Source organism: Mycobacterium sp. E136 (genome assembly GCF_001666865.1).
In the GTDB taxonomy this organism is placed as follows: Bacteria; Actinomycetota; Actinomycetes; order Mycobacteriales; family Mycobacteriaceae; genus Mycobacterium.
Genome location: NZ_LZJE01000229.1, coordinates 1 through 15,165, shown reverse-complemented (window position 1 = coordinate 15,165; position 15,165 = coordinate 1). Strand labels below are relative to the sequence as shown.

Genomic DNA, 15,165 nt, shown 5'->3' with positions numbered 1-15,165 from the left:
CACTGCCCGGTCGGCCGTGCTGCGCCGATACTTGTGTCCGTGACTGCTGACGCTCGAGCAATACCGTCGCCGCACGCCGCGGACGTCGACCGCGATGAACTGAGGGCGAACCTCGCTCAGGCGGACCCCGGCGTCCTGGTCGCGGTGCTGGCGCAGCTGACGGGTGACCCGTCGGTGCTCGACCGGTTCGGGCCCAAGATCGCGCACATCCCCGATCCGCCCGAGCGCGCCGGCGTCACCGACGCCGACACCATGGCGGTGCTTGTCGAGGCGGTCGTCTCGGCGCTGTCCTCGCCGCGGGCCGAAGGGGCGATGGCCGCCGACGACATCGATCTGTTCACCCGCGCGCTGCCGGTGGCGCTCGGCTCCGACGTCGACGACGAGTTCGTTCCGCTCCTGCTCGAGCAGGGCGGTTTTCACCTCTCCCAGCCAACGTTGCCGCGCACCGTGCCGATCCCGCCGACGACGAATGTCGCGATCGTCGGCGCGGGCATCGCGGGCATCATCACCGCGCTGGCCGCAGCCGACGCCGGGGTGCGGTATCAGATCTTCGACCGCAACGACGAGGTCGGCGGCACCTGGTTGACGACGAAGTATCCCGGTATCGGTGTCGACACGCCGTCGGCGTACTACTCGCTGTCGCGGGAGGTCAACCCCGACTGGTCGAGCTACTACCCACAGGGCGCGGAATACCAGAACTACCTGGTGTCGCTCGCCGACAGGCACGGACTGCGTGAGCACACCCGCTTCGGCACCGAGGTCGAGGCGCTGTGGTGGGACGAGGCGCGAAACCAGTGGCAGATTCACGCGGTCGACCGCGACGGGAACCGCGACGTCAGCTACGCCCGAGTGGTCGTCACAGCCGCCGGCTATCTCAACCGGCCACGGTTTCCCGATGTTGCCGGCCGAGAATCGTTCGAGGGCACCAGTATTCACTCGGCGCTGTGGGATCCGTCGCTGGACCTCACCGGTAAGCGGGTCGCCGTCATCGGCGCGGGATGCACGGCCGTACAGATCGTCGACGCGTGTGTGGACGAGGTCGAACACCTGACCGTGTTCCAGCGGCAACCACACTGGGTGGCTCCGCGAAAGCGGTTGTCCGACGATGTCCCCGAATTCCGACGGTTCCTCGGACGGCACGTGCCGTATTACGCGAACTGGCACCGGCTGAAGTCCTATTGGGCGACGGCCGACAACAACTATCCGGTCATCCTGCGCGACCCCGAGTGGGCGAAGGACCATTTGTCGATCTCGCAAGCCAACGACGTCCTGCTGCAAATGTGCTTGGAGTACATCAACGAGACGTTCGGCGAGGGATCGGAATTGGCGAAGAAGGTCACCCCCGACTTCGCGCCGTACGGTAAGCGCATCATTCGCGACCCGGGCGGCTACTACGCAGCGCTGACGCGGGAGCACGTCGACGTGGAGGCGAGCGAACCGGCCGCCGTCAACGCCGCAGGCATCGTTACAGAAGACGGGCGGCAGATCGATCTCGACGTGATCATCTACGCCACCGGCTATCACCTCGACTTCCTGTCCACGGTCGACATCCGCGGTCGCGACGGCAGGACACTGCGCGAGGAGTGGGGCGACAGTCCCCGCGCGTACCGCGGCGGCACGGTGCCGGGCTTCCCGAACCTGTTCATCACCTCGGCGCCCAACTACAGCCCGGGCCACGGTGCGGGCGCCAACTTCTCCATGGAGGTGCTCGCGCACTACATCGTTGAGTGTCTGCAACTGCTCGCGCTGCGCGATGCCGACACCATCGAGGTGACGCGGGAGGCCTACGACGATTACGTCGCGCAGATCGACGAGGCGATGTCGCGGACGGTGTGGTGCCACACCCCGAACGCGCACACCTACTACCGTTCGGCATCCGGTCGCGTGGTCGTCGCGACGCCGTACCGCCTGGTCGACATCTGGCAACAGCATCGCGCGCCCGTCGAAGAACACTTCGTGATCCGATGACCGGCCTGCTCGCAGGCAAGACGGCGCTGGTCACCGGCAGTAGCCGAGGCATCGGACGCGCTGTGGCGCAACGCCTTTCCGCCGAGGGCGCGACTGTGGTGGTCACCGCGCGATCGTTCGAGCCGTCGGCGTCGATACGCGGCGGTGCGGCGACGGCCCTGCCGGGGACGATCGCCGAGACCGTCGAGTTGATCGAGGGGGCGGGCGGCACCGCGATCGGCATCGCCGCCGACCTCGAAGACCCCGACCAACGGGGCGGGTTGGTCGACGAGGTCGTCGAACGCGCGGGTGGGCTGGACATTCTCGTCAACAACGCGGGTTTCGCCGATTATGCCTGCGTCGAGGACATGGGCCTGGACACCTTCGACCGCACCGTCGAGCACTATCTGCGCACGCCGTTCGTGCTGACCAAGGCCGCCGTGCCGCACATGCGGAAACGGGGTGCAGGCTGGATCGTCAACATCGGGTCGGTGACCGGTGTCGCTCCCGTGCGGCCGTACCGCGAGTACAACAAGACATCCGGCGACGTCGTCTACGCCTCCTGCAAGGCCGCCTTGCACCGCTTCACCCAGGGCGTGGCAGCCGAACTCCTCGACTCGAACATCGCGGTGAACTGTGTCGGCCCGTCGACGGCCATCCGCACTCCCGGTGCGGCACAACTCATCCCGGACACTTTTCCGACCGAGCCGGTCGAGTATCTGGCCGAGACGGTGCTGGCGATGTGTCACCGGCCCGCCGCCGAGCGCACCGGGCTGGTCGTGTTCAGCCTGCACTATCCGTGGTCGCAAGGGCTGACCGTGCACACGCTCGACGGCGCCGCCGAGTTGCCGCCGCTGGAACCGCCCGCGACGGCCAACCCGAACATCCTGCCCGCCGGCCTCTAGCGGTTTCGGTGCTCTAACAGTCGATGAGCGACTGCTAGCGCACCGAAATCACTGTGGAAGGGTGCTGCAGAAGCTGTGGCAGACCCGGTCGCGGACGATGGCCTCGGGGCATTCGGGGTCGAACCAGCGGTCCACATACGCCCAGTGGATGGGGTGCATGAGGTACGGACCGGTCAGACCGTCGAGGTCGCGGAACTCCTGCTCGAAGACGTGGGTCCACGGTGAGGTGCCGACGGCCGAGTCGACGCGACTGAGTTGCCATGTGCCGATCGAGGTGACATAGCGGGGGAGCAGGCGCAGATCGTCCTCGAACCGCGCCACCGTCGCCTCGTCGGTGTCCGGTTGCACCCGCAGCAGCAGTGTCCGGTAGACGGTGGCGGAAATGTCTCGGGTGACGCTCGAGACGCCCGTGTAGGTGGCGCCGTTGACGCGGGCGACCTCGGGGCGGTCGAACAACGCGTCGAAAGACGGTGCCACCGAGGACCATCCGTCGGCATCACCGAACCGCAGATGCATGAGGATGTCGCCGCCGTTGCGCACGCCCGGCAGCGTCGGCTGCACCAGAGCGTGGGCCGCGCCGCTGGCCACCGACGCCTCCCGCAGCTCCTTCAGCATGCGGTCGCGTTCGGGCGCACCGGCCACATCGATCAGCCGGATGACGCTATACATCGCACAGTCCGTCCACATCGGTTGCCGCGGCGGCGACGCTGCGGGTGCGCTCCACGACGAGTTCGGCCACGCCGTCCCACCACGCACCGAGCGTGGCGTCGGGCCTGCCTTTCCACGTCATCTCCCACCAGGCCTGCGGGCTGGGTAGCGACCACGTCACGGTGACCACGTTGGTTTGGTCGTCGAACCATATCGGTGGGCTGACGAGCACGTCGCGAAGCGTCATCCCGCGATCGCGCGCACCCGGCGCGTATTCGGCCAGATACGTGTCGACGAAACGCCTTGCGCATCCGGGCCGGGTGATGACCCGGTCGATGACGAACACCTCACCGTCGGCCATGGCCCGACAGTAGAGCGCCGGCGTCCGTGGTGCCGATGACGCTCCCGGCCATCGGGACGACACGGTTGACCGCCGCCGCGGTGGGGAGCACCGTGGTCCGATGACCGTTGAGACGCTGGACCCGTTCGCGCCGTCCCGGCTCGGTCCGGTGAAGCTGCGCAACCGGGTCATCAAGGCCGCGACGTCAGAGGGCCGTTCGCCCGACGGCATGGTCACCGACGACCTGATCGACTTCCACGTCGCATTCGCCAAGGGCGGCGTGGGCATGACGACGGTCGCGTACTGCTGCGTCTCAAAAGAGGGCGCCAGCGCACCCGGCCAGATCGTGATGAGCCCGTCGGCGCTGCCCGGACTGCGCAGGCTCACCGATGCCGTGCACGCGACAGGCGCGGCGATCTCGGCGCAGCTCGGCCACGCCGGCGTCGTCGCTCCGAAGAAGTTGACCGGCGTCACGGCCGTCGCCCCCAGCCGCTTCGTCAACCCCACCTCCTTCGCCTACTGTCGCGAGATCACCCGCGACGAGATCCGTGACGTGATCGGACAATTCGCGACAGCGGCGCAGGTGGCCATCGACTCCGGCTTCGACGCCGTCGAACTGCACTTCGGCCATCTCTACCTGCCGAGCTCGTTCCTCAGTGCGCGGATCAACCGGCGCCGCGACGAATACGGCGGTTCGATCGACAACCGGTCGCGGTTGGTCCGCGAAATCGCGACCCGGGTCCGAGACGTCGTGAAGAACCAGATCGCGGTCATCGCGAAACTCGACATGGACGACGGGCTGCCCGGCAGCATCTGGATCGACGAGGCCCTGCGGACCGCGCAACTGCTCGACGCCGACTCCGCGCTGGACGCCATCGAGCTGACCCAGGGTTCATCGGTCTACAAACCCATGTACCTGTTCCGGGGCGACGTCCCGGTCAAGGAATTCGCCGAGGTGATGCCGTCCGCGCTGCGGCCCGGCGTCCGCCTCGCAGGCAAGCGGGTCATGGGCAGTTACCCGTACCGGGATCTCTACATGCTCGACGCGGCACGGCAATTCGTGCCGGTGGTCCGCAACACCAAGCTGATCCTGCTGGGCGGCATCACGAACTACGAGCATCTCCAGACAGGGCTGCGTGAGGGCTTCGCCTTCATGGCGATGGGCAGGGCACTGCTGCGTGAACCCGACCTGGTCAACGCGATGATCGCCGACCACGACACGCGCAGCCGCTGCAACCACAACAACAAGTGCATGGTCACGGTGTTCGGCCGGACCCACTGCGTGCTCGACCCGCACCAGCGCTATGGTCCGGTGCCGAAGGTCTAGTTCGAGGGCCTCACAACAACTTCGCGAGTTCTTGCGTCGCTTGGCGCCGCGCCTCGTGAGCGATGTCGAGCATCGGCATCGTCATGAAACCGTGGATCCCGCCCTCGAAAGTGCACCGCGCCACGGGCACACCCGCGGCTTCCAACGCGTCGGCGTAGGCCACGCCCTCGTCTCGCAACGGATCATGACCCGCGATCACCACCACCGCCGGCGGCAGACCGTCGAGGCGTGCCTGCAGCGGCGACGCATACGGGTGGGTGCGGTCGGCGGGGGAGGGCGCGTACTGGTCCCAGTACCATTGCAGCGCCGGCCGCGGATTGTAGAAACCCTTGCCGTAGCGCCGGTATGACTCGGTTTCGAAGTCCGCGGCGATCATCGGGTAGATCAGCAATTGCGCGGAGAGGGCGGGCCCGCCGCGGTCGCGCGCCATCAGCGTGGTGACCGCCGCGAGGTTGCCTCCGGCGCTGTCACCCGCCACCGCGAGCCTGTCCGGGTCGCCACCGAACTCCGCGGCGTGCTCGGCCGCCCACCGCGTCGCCGCGTAGACGTCCTCCGTCGCGGCCGGCCATCTGCTCTCAGGCGCGAGCCGGTAGTCCACCGAGATGACCACCGCGGAAAGAAGATTCGCCAGGTTGCGGCACAGCCCGTCGTGGCTGTCGAGGTCGCAGAACACGAATCCACCGCCGTGGGCGTACACCACCACCGGAACCGGGACATCCGACACCGGTCGGTAGATCCGGACCGGGACATCGCCGGCTACGGTCACGTCGTCGACCGATCCGACGGCCTCGGGCTGTGCCGGAGGCACGAACCGCGATCGGATCGTCGCTCGCGCCTGCGCGCCGGTCATGGTGTGCACCGGCGGAAATCCGGAGTCCAGCGCCTCGATCAGGTCGGCGATCTGCGGATCGAGTGTCACGCGTACTGCAACACCGGCTCGCGGGGCGCCGTGGGCCGCGGTGCGGGCATGTTCCGCAGCGGCCGGGCCTGCTGCAGCGTCGGGGCCACCCGTCGCGGGCCGTCCTCGGCGTTGCGCCACACTGCCATGGCGGTCATCCGCACCGGCGCGACGAGACGCTGGTCGAACATCATCCGGTTCATCGGGCCGCACACCGACACGGCCGCCACGGCCTCGCCCTGGCCGCCGATCGGCGCTGCGACACAACCGAATCCGGTGAGCGCTTCTTCGCGGTCGAACGCGATGCCGTGCGAACGCACCTTGGCCAGCTCCGTGCGCAGCTGGACGGGCGATCCGATCGAGTACTTGGTACGGCGGTTCGTCAGGTCGATCGTGTCGTAGTTCAGGTCGGTGGCAGTGGCCAGCATCGCCTTGCCCAACGCCGAACAGTGCGCGGGGTGGCGCCCTCCGACGCGGCTGGGAATGGCTGCGCCCAATCCGTCACCGATCTTCTCCAGGTACACGACATCGGTGCCGTCGAGCACGGCGAGGTGGACGACCAGACCAGTGGCGCGATGCAGGTCGTGCAGCAGGGGCACCGCCGCGCGGTGCAGGCGGTCCTGATGCACGGCGAGCGAACCCAACTCGACCAGCCGCATGCCCAACTCGTAATCGCGCCCGTTGCGCCGTAGCCAGCGCAGCTGGACGAGGCGCTCGAGCATGCGGTGCGCGGACGAGCGGGGAAGCCCGGTGCGGCGAACGATCTGCGCCAGTGTCAGTCGTCCGGGCCCATCGAAAGCGTCAAGAACCAGCGATACGCGGTCGAGGACGGCGCTGGGTGTTTCGACAGTCGTTGTCATGTGGCCTCCGGAGAGCGACCTGCACCAGGCAGGCGATATTTCTAATAGGAATATGCCTATTTGTAGCATGCCCGTGTGCGGGGTGTCACACGAACAGCACGATTTACTTTCGATCACGTCAACGACCTGCGGAGACGGCCGCACGCCGGCGTGTTGCAACCCCGGCTAGGGCGAAACGGCGTCGCTTCGGGGGTCGATCAGGATCTTGGCGTGCGCCTCGGCCGCGCCCAGCACCTCGAAGGCGCGGGCCACGCCGTCCAGGCCCACTGTGCCGGTGACGAGGGACGAGGCGTCCACCTTGCCCTCGGCGAGCAGGTGCAGCGTGTCGCGGAACTCCAGCGGCGTGTAGCCGAAGACGAACCGCAGGTCGATGTCCTTGCCGTTCGCGACCGCCGGGCGGAAGTGGTCGGTGCCCATGCACACGCCGACGACGACGACCCGCGACTGCACGGGCGCCGCCCGGATGATGCCGTCGATGACCCCGGGCACGCCGACGCACTCGAAGACCACCGGCCGCTTCGGCGACGCTGCGCCCAGCCTGTCGGCGACCCGGTACACATGCGACCACCCGGGCACGCGGCGCAGCTTCTCCATCGTGCCGACGGCGAGTTCGAACAACTGTTGGGCCTCGGTGACAACCCCGGACTGATCGACGGCCGTGTACGGGGAGTCGACGGCGGGGTCGACGACGACGTCGGCGCCGCAGCGCGCCGCCATCTCGCGACGGGTCGCAGAGAAGTCGCTCGCCACGATGGTCTGCACGCCGAGCGACTTGAGGTGGCAGATCACCGCGAGACCGACCGGCCCACAACCGATCACGATCGCGACATCTCGCTTGCCGATCTGGCTACGGCGCACCGCATGCAGGGCCACCGCCATCGGTTCGGTCAGCGCAGCGATGTCGAGGTCGAGCCCGTTCGGCACGACGAAGCTCATCGAGGCTTCGGCGAGGACGTGTTCGGCGTACGCACCGGGCGCCAGCGGCGACAGCCCGGTCATGTGCACCCCGCCTGCCGCGCGCACCATCGGAAACGACACCACGGGAGCCCCGACTCTGAACTCCTTGGGCGCCCCGGCGCCGCGCTCGGCCACTTCGCCGACGAACTCGTGGCCCAAGACGACCGGCGTGTCCTGGCGCATGAAGTCCGGATAGCCGACCTCGTCCATCACGTCGGTCAGCTCGTCGGCGTGGTCCTTCGCGTGCAGATCCGATCCGCAGATGCCGCAGCGCCGCACCTCGAGCAGCAACTGCCCACGCGCCGGGGCGGGCGTCGGGCGGTCGACGACGGACAGGGTGCCTCGTTCACAGCTGACGGCTTTCATACGTCCATCGTGTACCACGCCGACCGGCGGTCGGACGCTAGGCGCCCGCCGCGCTCCGCCCCGCCCGCCTGCCGTAGAAACTGCCGTCGCCCAACGAGATACCGCTCGCGTAGCCCCATGCGGCGAGACCCGCCGTGCAGCGGCCCGCGGCGAAGAGGCCGGGGATGGGCTCGCCGCTGACGTGCAGCACCTCCGCGTTGAGCGATGTCAGAAGCCCGCCAAGGGTGAATCCGCCGGTGCTCTCGCGCAGGTCGATCGCCCCCACCGGCGAGCCGATCGGTCGCAGCCACTGCGGCTTCTTGTGGAGCAGCGGATCCTCGCCCGCGGCGGCGCCGGCGTTGTAGGCGGAGACGGTTGCCTGAAGCGATCCCGTCGGCAGTCCCATCTCGGATTCGAGTTCGGCCACCGACTCGCACACCCAGGTCGGCGGGCGCAGCATCAGCTGTGGCGACAGCGAGGCCATCGCCTCCTCCTGGGACTTCTCGTCGATGATCAAGAACGCGGTGTTGTCCTGGTGATACAAGGTCAGCTGCCCGACCCTGCCGGGATAGGTGTCCTCGGCGACGTAGCGCTGACCGCGACCGTTGACCAGGATGCCCCGGACCAGCTGCTGCGGATCGATGAAGATGGCGACCTCGGTGGCGTCCATGTGGGCGAGATCGGCGCCCAGCGCCTGCGCCATCCGGATCGCCTGGCCGTCGTGCTGCTCGATGGCGGCGGCGGGCCGGCCGGCGATGCGCGGCGCGTACTGGGCGACCATGGCCTCGTTGTAGGCGAAGCTGCCCATCGCGAGCACCACACCGCGACGCGCCCGCACGGCGATCTCCTCGCCGTACCGCCGCGCGTACACACCGACCACCCGGCCGCCGGACTCGACGACCAACCGTTGCACACGAACGTCGTAGATCGCCCGCGCGCCGGCCGCGGTGGCCGTCTCCACGAGCGGCTTCATCAGCATGTAGCCGGCGCTGGCCTCGCCCTGCTTCTTGTTCGACATCTGTGGGACGTGTCCGCGCGGCGCGGGCGTGGCAATCGTGTTGAACGGGTAGGAGTTCTCCCCGCCGCTGTACATCAGCCCCTGATCGCCCATGGGCTCCCAGCCGGGCTCGCCGAAGAACTCCGGCTTGAACTGGACACCGCACCCTACGAGCCAGTCGAAATGCTCCAGGCTGCCGTCGCAGTAGTCGGCGATGCGCTTCTCGTCGGCGCCGGGGCCCATCGCGACGTTCAGGTACGCGGCCATGTTCGCGACGGAATCGTCGAAGCCACAAGCCTTCTGGATGGGTGTACCGCCGCCCAGGTAGATGAACCCGCCGGCCATCGACGCCGCGCCGCCCCAGGACCCGGTGCGTTCGAGCACCAGGACGTCGGCGCCGGCGCGCGCGGCTTCCACCGCCGCGGCCGCCCCGGCGATCCCGAAGCCGGCGATGACGACGTCGGCTTCCTCGTCCCACTTCGCGATGCCGGCCGCGGGCAGGGGAGTGAGATCGCTGCTCACGGGCGCATCGCGGCCGGCAGGTCGGACACCCACTCGTGGCCCCAGTAGCTGTCGGCGGTGATTTCCTCTGCGGTGTAATAGGTTTCGTCGACCCGCATACCGTCGGTGCCGAATTCGATGTCCCAGTCGCCGGGCGCCCGCACGTAGAACGACACCATCTTGTCGTTGGTGTGCCTGCCCAGCGTCGAGGACAGCTGGAAACCGTCCTTGCTCACCCGGTCGAGGGCCTGCCCGACCGCGTCGAGGCTGTCTACCTCCACCATCAGATGGATCAGGCCCGGATCGCGCAGCGTCATCGCGGGACAGATCGCCAGGCTGTGGTGGCGCGCGTTGATCCCGAGGAACCGCACCCGCAGCGGTCCGAACTCCGGCGGCGTCGGAACGCGGAACGCCCCGCGCGACTTGAATCCCAGGACCTCCGTGTAGAACTGGAAGAGCCCCGGCACGTCGAGGGCCGGCAGCACGACGTGGCCCAATCCCTGATCGCCGGTGACGAATCGGGCGCCGTACGGCGTCACCACCGGGCTGTGGTCGAGCACCGCGCCGTGGAAGACCTCGGTGGACGTTCCCGCGGGATCGTCGAACGCGATCACCTCTTCGACGCGACGTGCGTCGGCCTCCTCGAGTGAAAGTTCCTTGACCGCCACGCCTGCGCCGTCGAGCGTCGCCTTCACGCGCGTCAACGCCGCATGGTCGCGGACCTCCCACCCGACGGTGACGATCTTGTCGACGTCGCCGGGCACCACGATGATGCGCGCGGCGCGCTCGTCCATGCGCAGATACAGCGCATCGCCGTCGGGACCGGAGCCCTCGGCGAAGCCGAGCACCTTGAACGCGAAGTGGCGCCAGCGGTCGATGTCGGTGGCCTGAACCTTGACGTATCCGAGGCTCTTGAGATCGCTCATCGTGCCCTTTCTAGATCATCGCCCGCAGCGGGCCCTGCGGATCCACGCCGAGCGAGCTCAGCGCCGCGGCGTGAAACACCGTGCCGGGCACGTGGATCGCGTGCAGCTGGCCGACGTGCACATCGCGCCAGTACCGCTGCAACGGCTTGTCCATGCGCGCGGCGTTGCCGCCCGAGCGAGCGAAGATCTCGTCGACGGCGGACACGGCGCGCCACACCGCACGGATCTGGGTGCGACGGCCCGCGGCCCGGTCCTCGAAGCTGACCTCCTTGCCCGCGGCGACCATGTCGTAGATGCGGTCGGCGTTGGCCAGCAGTTCCTGGCGTGCAGCGTTGATGTCGGCGGCGGCCTCGCCGATCGCGTACATGACGTAGGGGTCGTCCTTGATCGCAACGCCGCTGGAGTTCACGCGTTCGCGCTGATAGTCCAGGTGTGCGGCCAGCGCGCCCTCGGCGATGCCGATCGTGGCGGCGGAGATGCCGAGCGGGAACATCGTCGACCACGGCATCAGGTACAGCGGCTCGGTCATGCCGGCCTCGCGCTGAGCGGTGCCGTCCATCACCTTCATCGCGTCCATCGTCCGGTACTCCGGCACGAACGCGTCTTTGACGATGACGTCCTTGGACCCGGTGCCCCGCAGCCCGACCACATCCCACGAGTCCTCGACGATCTCGTAGTCCGGTCGCGGAAGGATCATGTGCAGCATCTGCGGCGGCATCAGCGGTTTGCCGTCGGAGTCGCCGATCATCGCGCCGAGGATGATCCAGTCGCACGCGTCGGTCCCGGAGCTGAACTGCCAGCGCCCGTTGAAGATGTAGCCGCCGTCGACGGGCTTGGCCACACCCTGCGGCGCGTACGGCGACGCCATCCAGGTGTCGATGTCGTCGGCCCAGACCTCCTCGCCGACGCGCGGATCGGCGTAGGCGAGCTGGTACGGGTGCACACCCACCACGCCGTTGACCCAGCCGGCCGCCGGGTCCAGGGCCGCGGTGGCCATCACGGTTTCGGCGAACTCGCGCGGATGAGCCTCGTACCCGCCGTGCTTCTTGGGCTGAAGCAGGCGGATGGACCCGGCGGCCTTCATCGACTTGACCGTGGCGTCGGTCAGCCGTCCAATCTTCTCGGCCTCGGCGCCCTGATCCTTGAACTGCTCGGCCAGTTGCATCACCCGGTCGAGTACGCGCTCACTCATGCTGATGTCCTCACTATCGGCTGCACTTGATGGTCTACCGCACCGGAAGCGCGAACGGAATCAAATCCCGGTCAGCGGGCGGCGTTTCCGGCTCAGTACTCGACGTGCAGATCGTCGCTGACCGGTCGGGCCTGACAGCCGAGGATCAGGCCCTCGGCCAGGTCGTCGGGCTCGAGGATCTCGCAGCTGGCCATGTCGACCTCGCCCGACACCACGGTCGCGACGCATGAGCCGCAGTGACCTTCGCGGCACGAGTGCGGAGGGTCGACACCGGCGTCGAGCATCGCGTCGACCAGTGTCTTGTCGCGCGGCCAGCGAAGGTGGTGCCGGGTGCCGTCCAGATCGACGCAGACGGTGGCATCGACCCGCGTCCCGCAGGCGTCGGTTGGTGACATGCGCCGATCATCACCGTCGCCGGGTCTCGGGTCGACCGGTCTTTCCGATGGGCGGAACGGTGCCCGCCCGATCGCCCGGTCATCGGGAAACTACGGCGGTGGCGGGTCCACGACGACCTACCGTGGCTGCGTGGGTATCTCCGAGGAGCGGTCAAGCGTGGACGCGGTGGTGGTCGGTGCCGGCTTCGCCGGGCTGTATGCGTTGCATCGGCTGCGTTCGCAGGGCTTGTCGGTGCGCGTGTTCGAAGCGGCGCCCGAGGTCGGGGGCACCTGGTACTACAACCGCTATCCGGGAGCACGCTGCGACGTCGAAAGCGTCGACTACTGCTACTCGTTCGATCCCGAACTCGAGCAGGAGTGGGACTGGTCGGAGAAGTACGCGACGCAGGCCGAGATCCTGCGCTACATGAACTGGGTCGCCGACAAGCTGAACCTGCGCGACGGCATCACGTTCAACACCCGGGTCACCTCGGCCGTGCTCGACGAGGACAACCTGCGCTGGACGGTCTCGACCGACACGGGCGAGGTCGTCACCGCCCGGTTCTGCGTGATGGCGACCGGTCCGCTGTCCGCGGCGTTGACGCCGGACTTTCCCGGCCTGGACGGTTACGCGGGGGAGCTGTACCACACCGCGCACTGGCCGCACGAGCCCGTCGACTTCACCGGCAAACGGGTCGCGGTGATCGGGACGGGCTCGTCGGGCATCCAGTCCATCCCGGTGATCGCCGAACAGGCCGATCGTCTCTACGTGTTCCAGCGGACGCCGAATTATAGTGTGCCCGCAGGCAATCGGCCGTTGACCGACGAGGACCGGGCCCAAGTCAAGGCGACCTACGCCGAGCGCCGCCGACTGTCGTGGCGCAGCGGCGGGGGCTCACCGCACATCGCCCATCCGAAGCTGACGATGGAGGCCACGCCCGAGGAGCGGCGCGACGCGTTCGAGAAGCGCTGGGAACTCGGGGGTGTGCTGTTCTCGAAGACGTTCAGCGATCAGATGATCGATATGGCCGCCAACGAGGAAGCGCGCAAGTTCTACGAGGAGAAGATCCGGGCGGTGATCGACGACCCCGAGGTCGCCGAGCTGCTCATCCCGACCGACCATCCCATCGGGACGAAGCGAATCTGCACCGACACCAACTACTTTCAGACGTTCAACCAACCGCATGTGAGCCTGATCAGCGTGCGGAAGACACCGATCGTGTCCATCGACGCCGACGGCATCAACACCACCGATGCCCATTACGACGTCGACGCGATCGTGCTCGCCACCGGGTTCGACGCGATGACCGGTGCGCTGAGCAAGATCGACATCGTCGGTCGGGGCGGACAGAGGCTGCGCGACGACTGGGCGGACGGTCCGCGCACCTACCTCGGCCTCGGCGTGGACGGATTCCCGAACCTGTTCATGGTCTCGGGACCCGGCGCGCCCGCCGTGCTGGCCAACATGGTGTTGCACGCCGAGGCGAACGTGAACTGGATCGCCGAAGCCATCTCTTATCTCGACGGGCACGGCTACACCGCGATCGAAGCCACCGGCGACGCCGTGGACAACTGGATCGCCGAGTGCAATCGGCGCGCGGAAGCGACGCTGTTCCCCAGGGCGAACTCCTGGTACATGGGCGCCAACGTGCCGGGTAAACCGCGCGGATTCATGTTGTTCATCGGCGGCTTTGGCGTCTACCTCGACATCTGCGCCGAGGTGGCCGCCGCGGGTTACAAGGGATTTCGCCTGCTCGCCTCGTCCTAGGTGTCCTAGGCGTCCCGGCGCAGGAACGCCAGCACGGTGCTTTCAAACGCCGCCTTGGCCTCGATCATCGCCCAGTGCCCGCAGTTCGGGAACACGTGCAGCTCGGCGTTGGGAATGGTGCGCATGGGGATCAACGCCATGTCCAGTGGGCTGACCCGGTCGTCGCGCCCCCACGTCAACAGCGTGGGTGCGGCGACCTTGTGCATCTGCGCCCACGGCAACGGCGCATCGCTGCTACGCATGAACGCCATCATCTGTGCGAAGGCCTTCTTGCCGTACATCCGTCGGGCGGACTCCAGCGTCTCCGGATCGGTCGCCAGCTGCCAGCGTTCCTCGATCAGTTGCTCGGTGACCAGGGACTGGTCGTAGACCATCGAGTTGAGCCAGTCCACCAGCCGCTGACGGGTGGGGTCCTCGGTGAACTCCTGCAGCAACCGGATCCCCTCACTCGGACCGGGACTGAAGATGTTGGTGCCGATGCCGCCGATCGTGACCAGGCGGCCGATGCGATCGGGGTTGTTGATCGCGAAGTTGATCCCCACGCCGCCGCCCATCGAGTTGCCGACGATGTCGACGCGGTCGATCCCCAGCGCGTCGAGGAAGGGGACCACGGCGCCCTGCGCGGTGATCATCGGGTGGCCGCCGAAGTCGTCGCTGACCCCGAAACCCGGGAATTCCAGGATCAGGCAACGGAAGTGCTGGGCGAAGGCGGGTAGCACACCGCGGAAGTTGCGCCAGCCGGTGACGCCGGGCCCGGAGCCGTGAAGGAACAGCAGGACGGGACCGTCACCGACGTCGTAGTAGCGCAGCACACCAGAGGGGGTGGGCGTCTCGCGGAGGTCGTTCTCGACGCGGGCGATGAAGGCTGCGGTATCGGTCACGCCCATAGCCTGCCACGCGCCCGGTCGCTCGCCGGGCGGGTGTTCCGTTCATCGGTCGTCCCGGTAAGCGGGACGCTCACTGTGCCGGTGCGCGTTTCACTGCGACGCTGCCGGTCGAGAGAGACGGGCCGTCGACGCGCCCGCGTGTAGTCAGGAGGCCCGATGTCGCCGGCGACCCCGTCAGGTGCTTCGCGATGACGGTCGTGAGCGACCGCGTCCGGGCGACGGGTTAGCGGGGGTCGCCGAATGGGCACGGTTCAGGTTCTTCGTAGTACGTATCCGCGGTTTACTCGGGGTGC

The 15,165-nt window shown here is 67.9% G+C and carries 14 protein-coding genes; 4 read left to right on the top strand and 10 right to left on the bottom strand.

What is annotated here, in order from left to right; translation table 11 throughout:
- The first annotated feature begins 39 nt into the window (after positions 1–39).
- Together A5698_RS15220 and A5698_RS15215 are read left to right on the top strand one after the other, a co-directional pair.
- On the top strand, positions 40–1,968 hold the full coding sequence (locus A5698_RS15220) for a flavin-containing monooxygenase (protein ID WP_068298413.1): 1,929 nt from the start codon (positions 40–42) through the stop codon (positions 1,966–1,968).
- The gene (locus A5698_RS15215; protein WP_068298359.1) at positions 1,965–2,852 is read left to right on the top strand and encodes an SDR family NAD(P)-dependent oxidoreductase; all 888 of its coding nucleotides are present in this window, start codon (positions 1,965–1,967) and stop codon (positions 2,850–2,852) included. The genes A5698_RS15220 and A5698_RS15215 overlap by 4 nt, the downstream gene beginning before the upstream one ends.
- A 48-nt stretch (positions 2,853–2,900) precedes the next feature.
- Here A5698_RS15215 and A5698_RS15210 read toward each other — a convergent pair whose 3' ends face one another.
- Positions 2,901–3,521, bottom strand: coding sequence for a Dabb family protein (locus A5698_RS15210; RefSeq protein ID WP_068298357.1), 621 nt, complete (start codon positions 3,519–3,521; stop codon positions 2,901–2,903).
- Entirely contained in the window at positions 3,514–3,861 is a 348-nt protein-coding gene (locus A5698_RS15205; RefSeq protein WP_068298355.1) for a hypothetical protein, read from the bottom strand. The genes A5698_RS15210 and A5698_RS15205 overlap by 8 nt, the downstream gene beginning before the upstream one ends.
- A gap of 100 nt (positions 3,862–3,961) precedes the next feature.
- On the opposite strand from A5698_RS15205, the gene A5698_RS15200 reads away from it, so the two are divergent.
- Positions 3,962–5,167 carry an NADH:flavin oxidoreductase gene (locus A5698_RS15200; RefSeq protein WP_068298352.1) on the top strand — a complete coding sequence of 402 codons (1,206 nt, stop codon included), beginning with the start codon at positions 3,962–3,964 and terminating at the stop codon, positions 5,165–5,167.
- 10 nt (positions 5,168–5,177) lie between these two features.
- Here A5698_RS15200 and lipP1 read toward each other — a convergent pair whose 3' ends face one another.
- The 7 genes from lipP1 to A5698_RS15165 all read right to left on the bottom strand — a co-directional run bounded on the left by lipP1 (position 5,178) and on the right by A5698_RS15165 (position 12,238).
- Positions 5,178–6,086, bottom strand: a complete 909-nt coding sequence (lipP1, locus tag A5698_RS15195) for a LipP1 family hormone-sensitive lipase (protein ID WP_067085415.1) — start codon at positions 6,084–6,086, stop codon at positions 5,178–5,180.
- On the bottom strand, positions 6,083–6,925 hold the full coding sequence (locus A5698_RS15190; RefSeq protein ID WP_068298347.1) for an IclR family transcriptional regulator: 843 nt from the start codon (positions 6,923–6,925) through the stop codon (positions 6,083–6,085). Before A5698_RS15190 ends, lipP1 begins: the two co-directional genes overlap by 4 nt.
- 165 nt (positions 6,926–7,090) lie before the next feature.
- On the bottom strand, positions 7,091–8,248 hold the full coding sequence (locus A5698_RS15185; RefSeq protein ID WP_067085419.1) for a zinc-binding dehydrogenase: 1,158 nt from the start codon (positions 8,246–8,248) through the stop codon (positions 7,091–7,093).
- 37 nt (positions 8,249–8,285) lie between these two features.
- Positions 8,286–9,746, bottom strand: coding sequence for an FAD-dependent oxidoreductase (locus A5698_RS15180; protein WP_067085453.1), 1,461 nt, complete (start codon positions 9,744–9,746; stop codon positions 8,286–8,288).
- Complete coding sequence (gene bphC / locus A5698_RS15175) at positions 9,743–10,651, bottom strand: biphenyl-2,3-diol 1,2-dioxygenase (protein WP_067085421.1); 909 nt, start codon at positions 10,649–10,651, stop codon at positions 9,743–9,745. Before bphC ends, A5698_RS15180 begins: the two co-directional genes overlap by 4 nt.
- A gap of 10 nt (positions 10,652–10,661) precedes the next feature.
- Entirely contained in the window at positions 10,662–11,843 is a 1,182-nt protein-coding gene (locus A5698_RS15170; protein WP_067085423.1) for an acyl-CoA dehydrogenase family protein, read from the bottom strand.
- Between the two features lie 92 nt (positions 11,844–11,935).
- Positions 11,936–12,238 carry a 2Fe-2S iron-sulfur cluster-binding protein gene (locus A5698_RS15165; protein ID WP_067085424.1) on the bottom strand — a complete coding sequence of 101 codons (303 nt, stop codon included), beginning with the start codon at positions 12,236–12,238 and terminating at the stop codon, positions 11,936–11,938.
- 130 nt (positions 12,239–12,368) lie between these two features.
- Between A5698_RS15165 and A5698_RS15160 the strand changes: the two genes are divergently transcribed.
- Entirely contained in the window at positions 12,369–13,985 is a 1,617-nt protein-coding gene (locus tag A5698_RS15160; RefSeq protein WP_067085455.1) for a flavin-containing monooxygenase, read from the top strand.
- 5 nt (positions 13,986–13,990) lie between these two features.
- Here the strand turns inward: A5698_RS15160 and A5698_RS15155 are convergent, their stop codons facing one another.
- Positions 13,991–14,866, bottom strand: coding sequence for an alpha/beta fold hydrolase (locus A5698_RS15155; protein ID WP_231967419.1), 876 nt, complete (start codon positions 14,864–14,866; stop codon positions 13,991–13,993).
- Between the last annotated feature and the right edge of the window lie 299 nt (positions 14,867–15,165).

Coding starts and splice junctions, on each gene's coding strand:
- A5698_RS15200 (WP_068298352.1), top strand. CDS start 3,962: ATGACCGTTGAGACGCTGGACCCGTTCGCGCCGTCCCGGCTCGGTCCG.
- A5698_RS15210 (WP_068298357.1), bottom strand. CDS start 3,521: ATGTATAGCGTCATCCGGCTGATCGATGTGGCCGGTGCGCCCGAACGC.
- A5698_RS15185 (WP_067085419.1), bottom strand. CDS start 8,248: ATGAAAGCCGTCAGCTGTGAACGAGGCACCCTGTCCGTCGTCGACCGC.
- A5698_RS15170 (WP_067085423.1), bottom strand. CDS start 11,843: ATGAGTGAGCGCGTACTCGACCGGGTGATGCAACTGGCCGAGCAGTTC.
- A5698_RS15165 (WP_067085424.1), bottom strand. CDS start 12,238: ATGTCACCAACCGACGCCTGCGGGACGCGGGTCGATGCCACCGTCTGC.
- bphC (WP_067085421.1), bottom strand. CDS start 10,651: ATGAGCGATCTCAAGAGCCTCGGATACGTCAAGGTTCAGGCCACCGAC.
- A5698_RS15215 (WP_068298359.1), top strand. CDS start 1,965: ATGACCGGCCTGCTCGCAGGCAAGACGGCGCTGGTCACCGGCAGTAGC.
- A5698_RS15205 (WP_068298355.1), bottom strand. CDS start 3,861: ATGGCCGACGGTGAGGTGTTCGTCATCGACCGGGTCATCACCCGGCCC.
- A5698_RS15190 (WP_068298347.1), bottom strand. CDS start 6,925: ATGACAACGACTGTCGAAACACCCAGCGCCGTCCTCGACCGCGTATCG.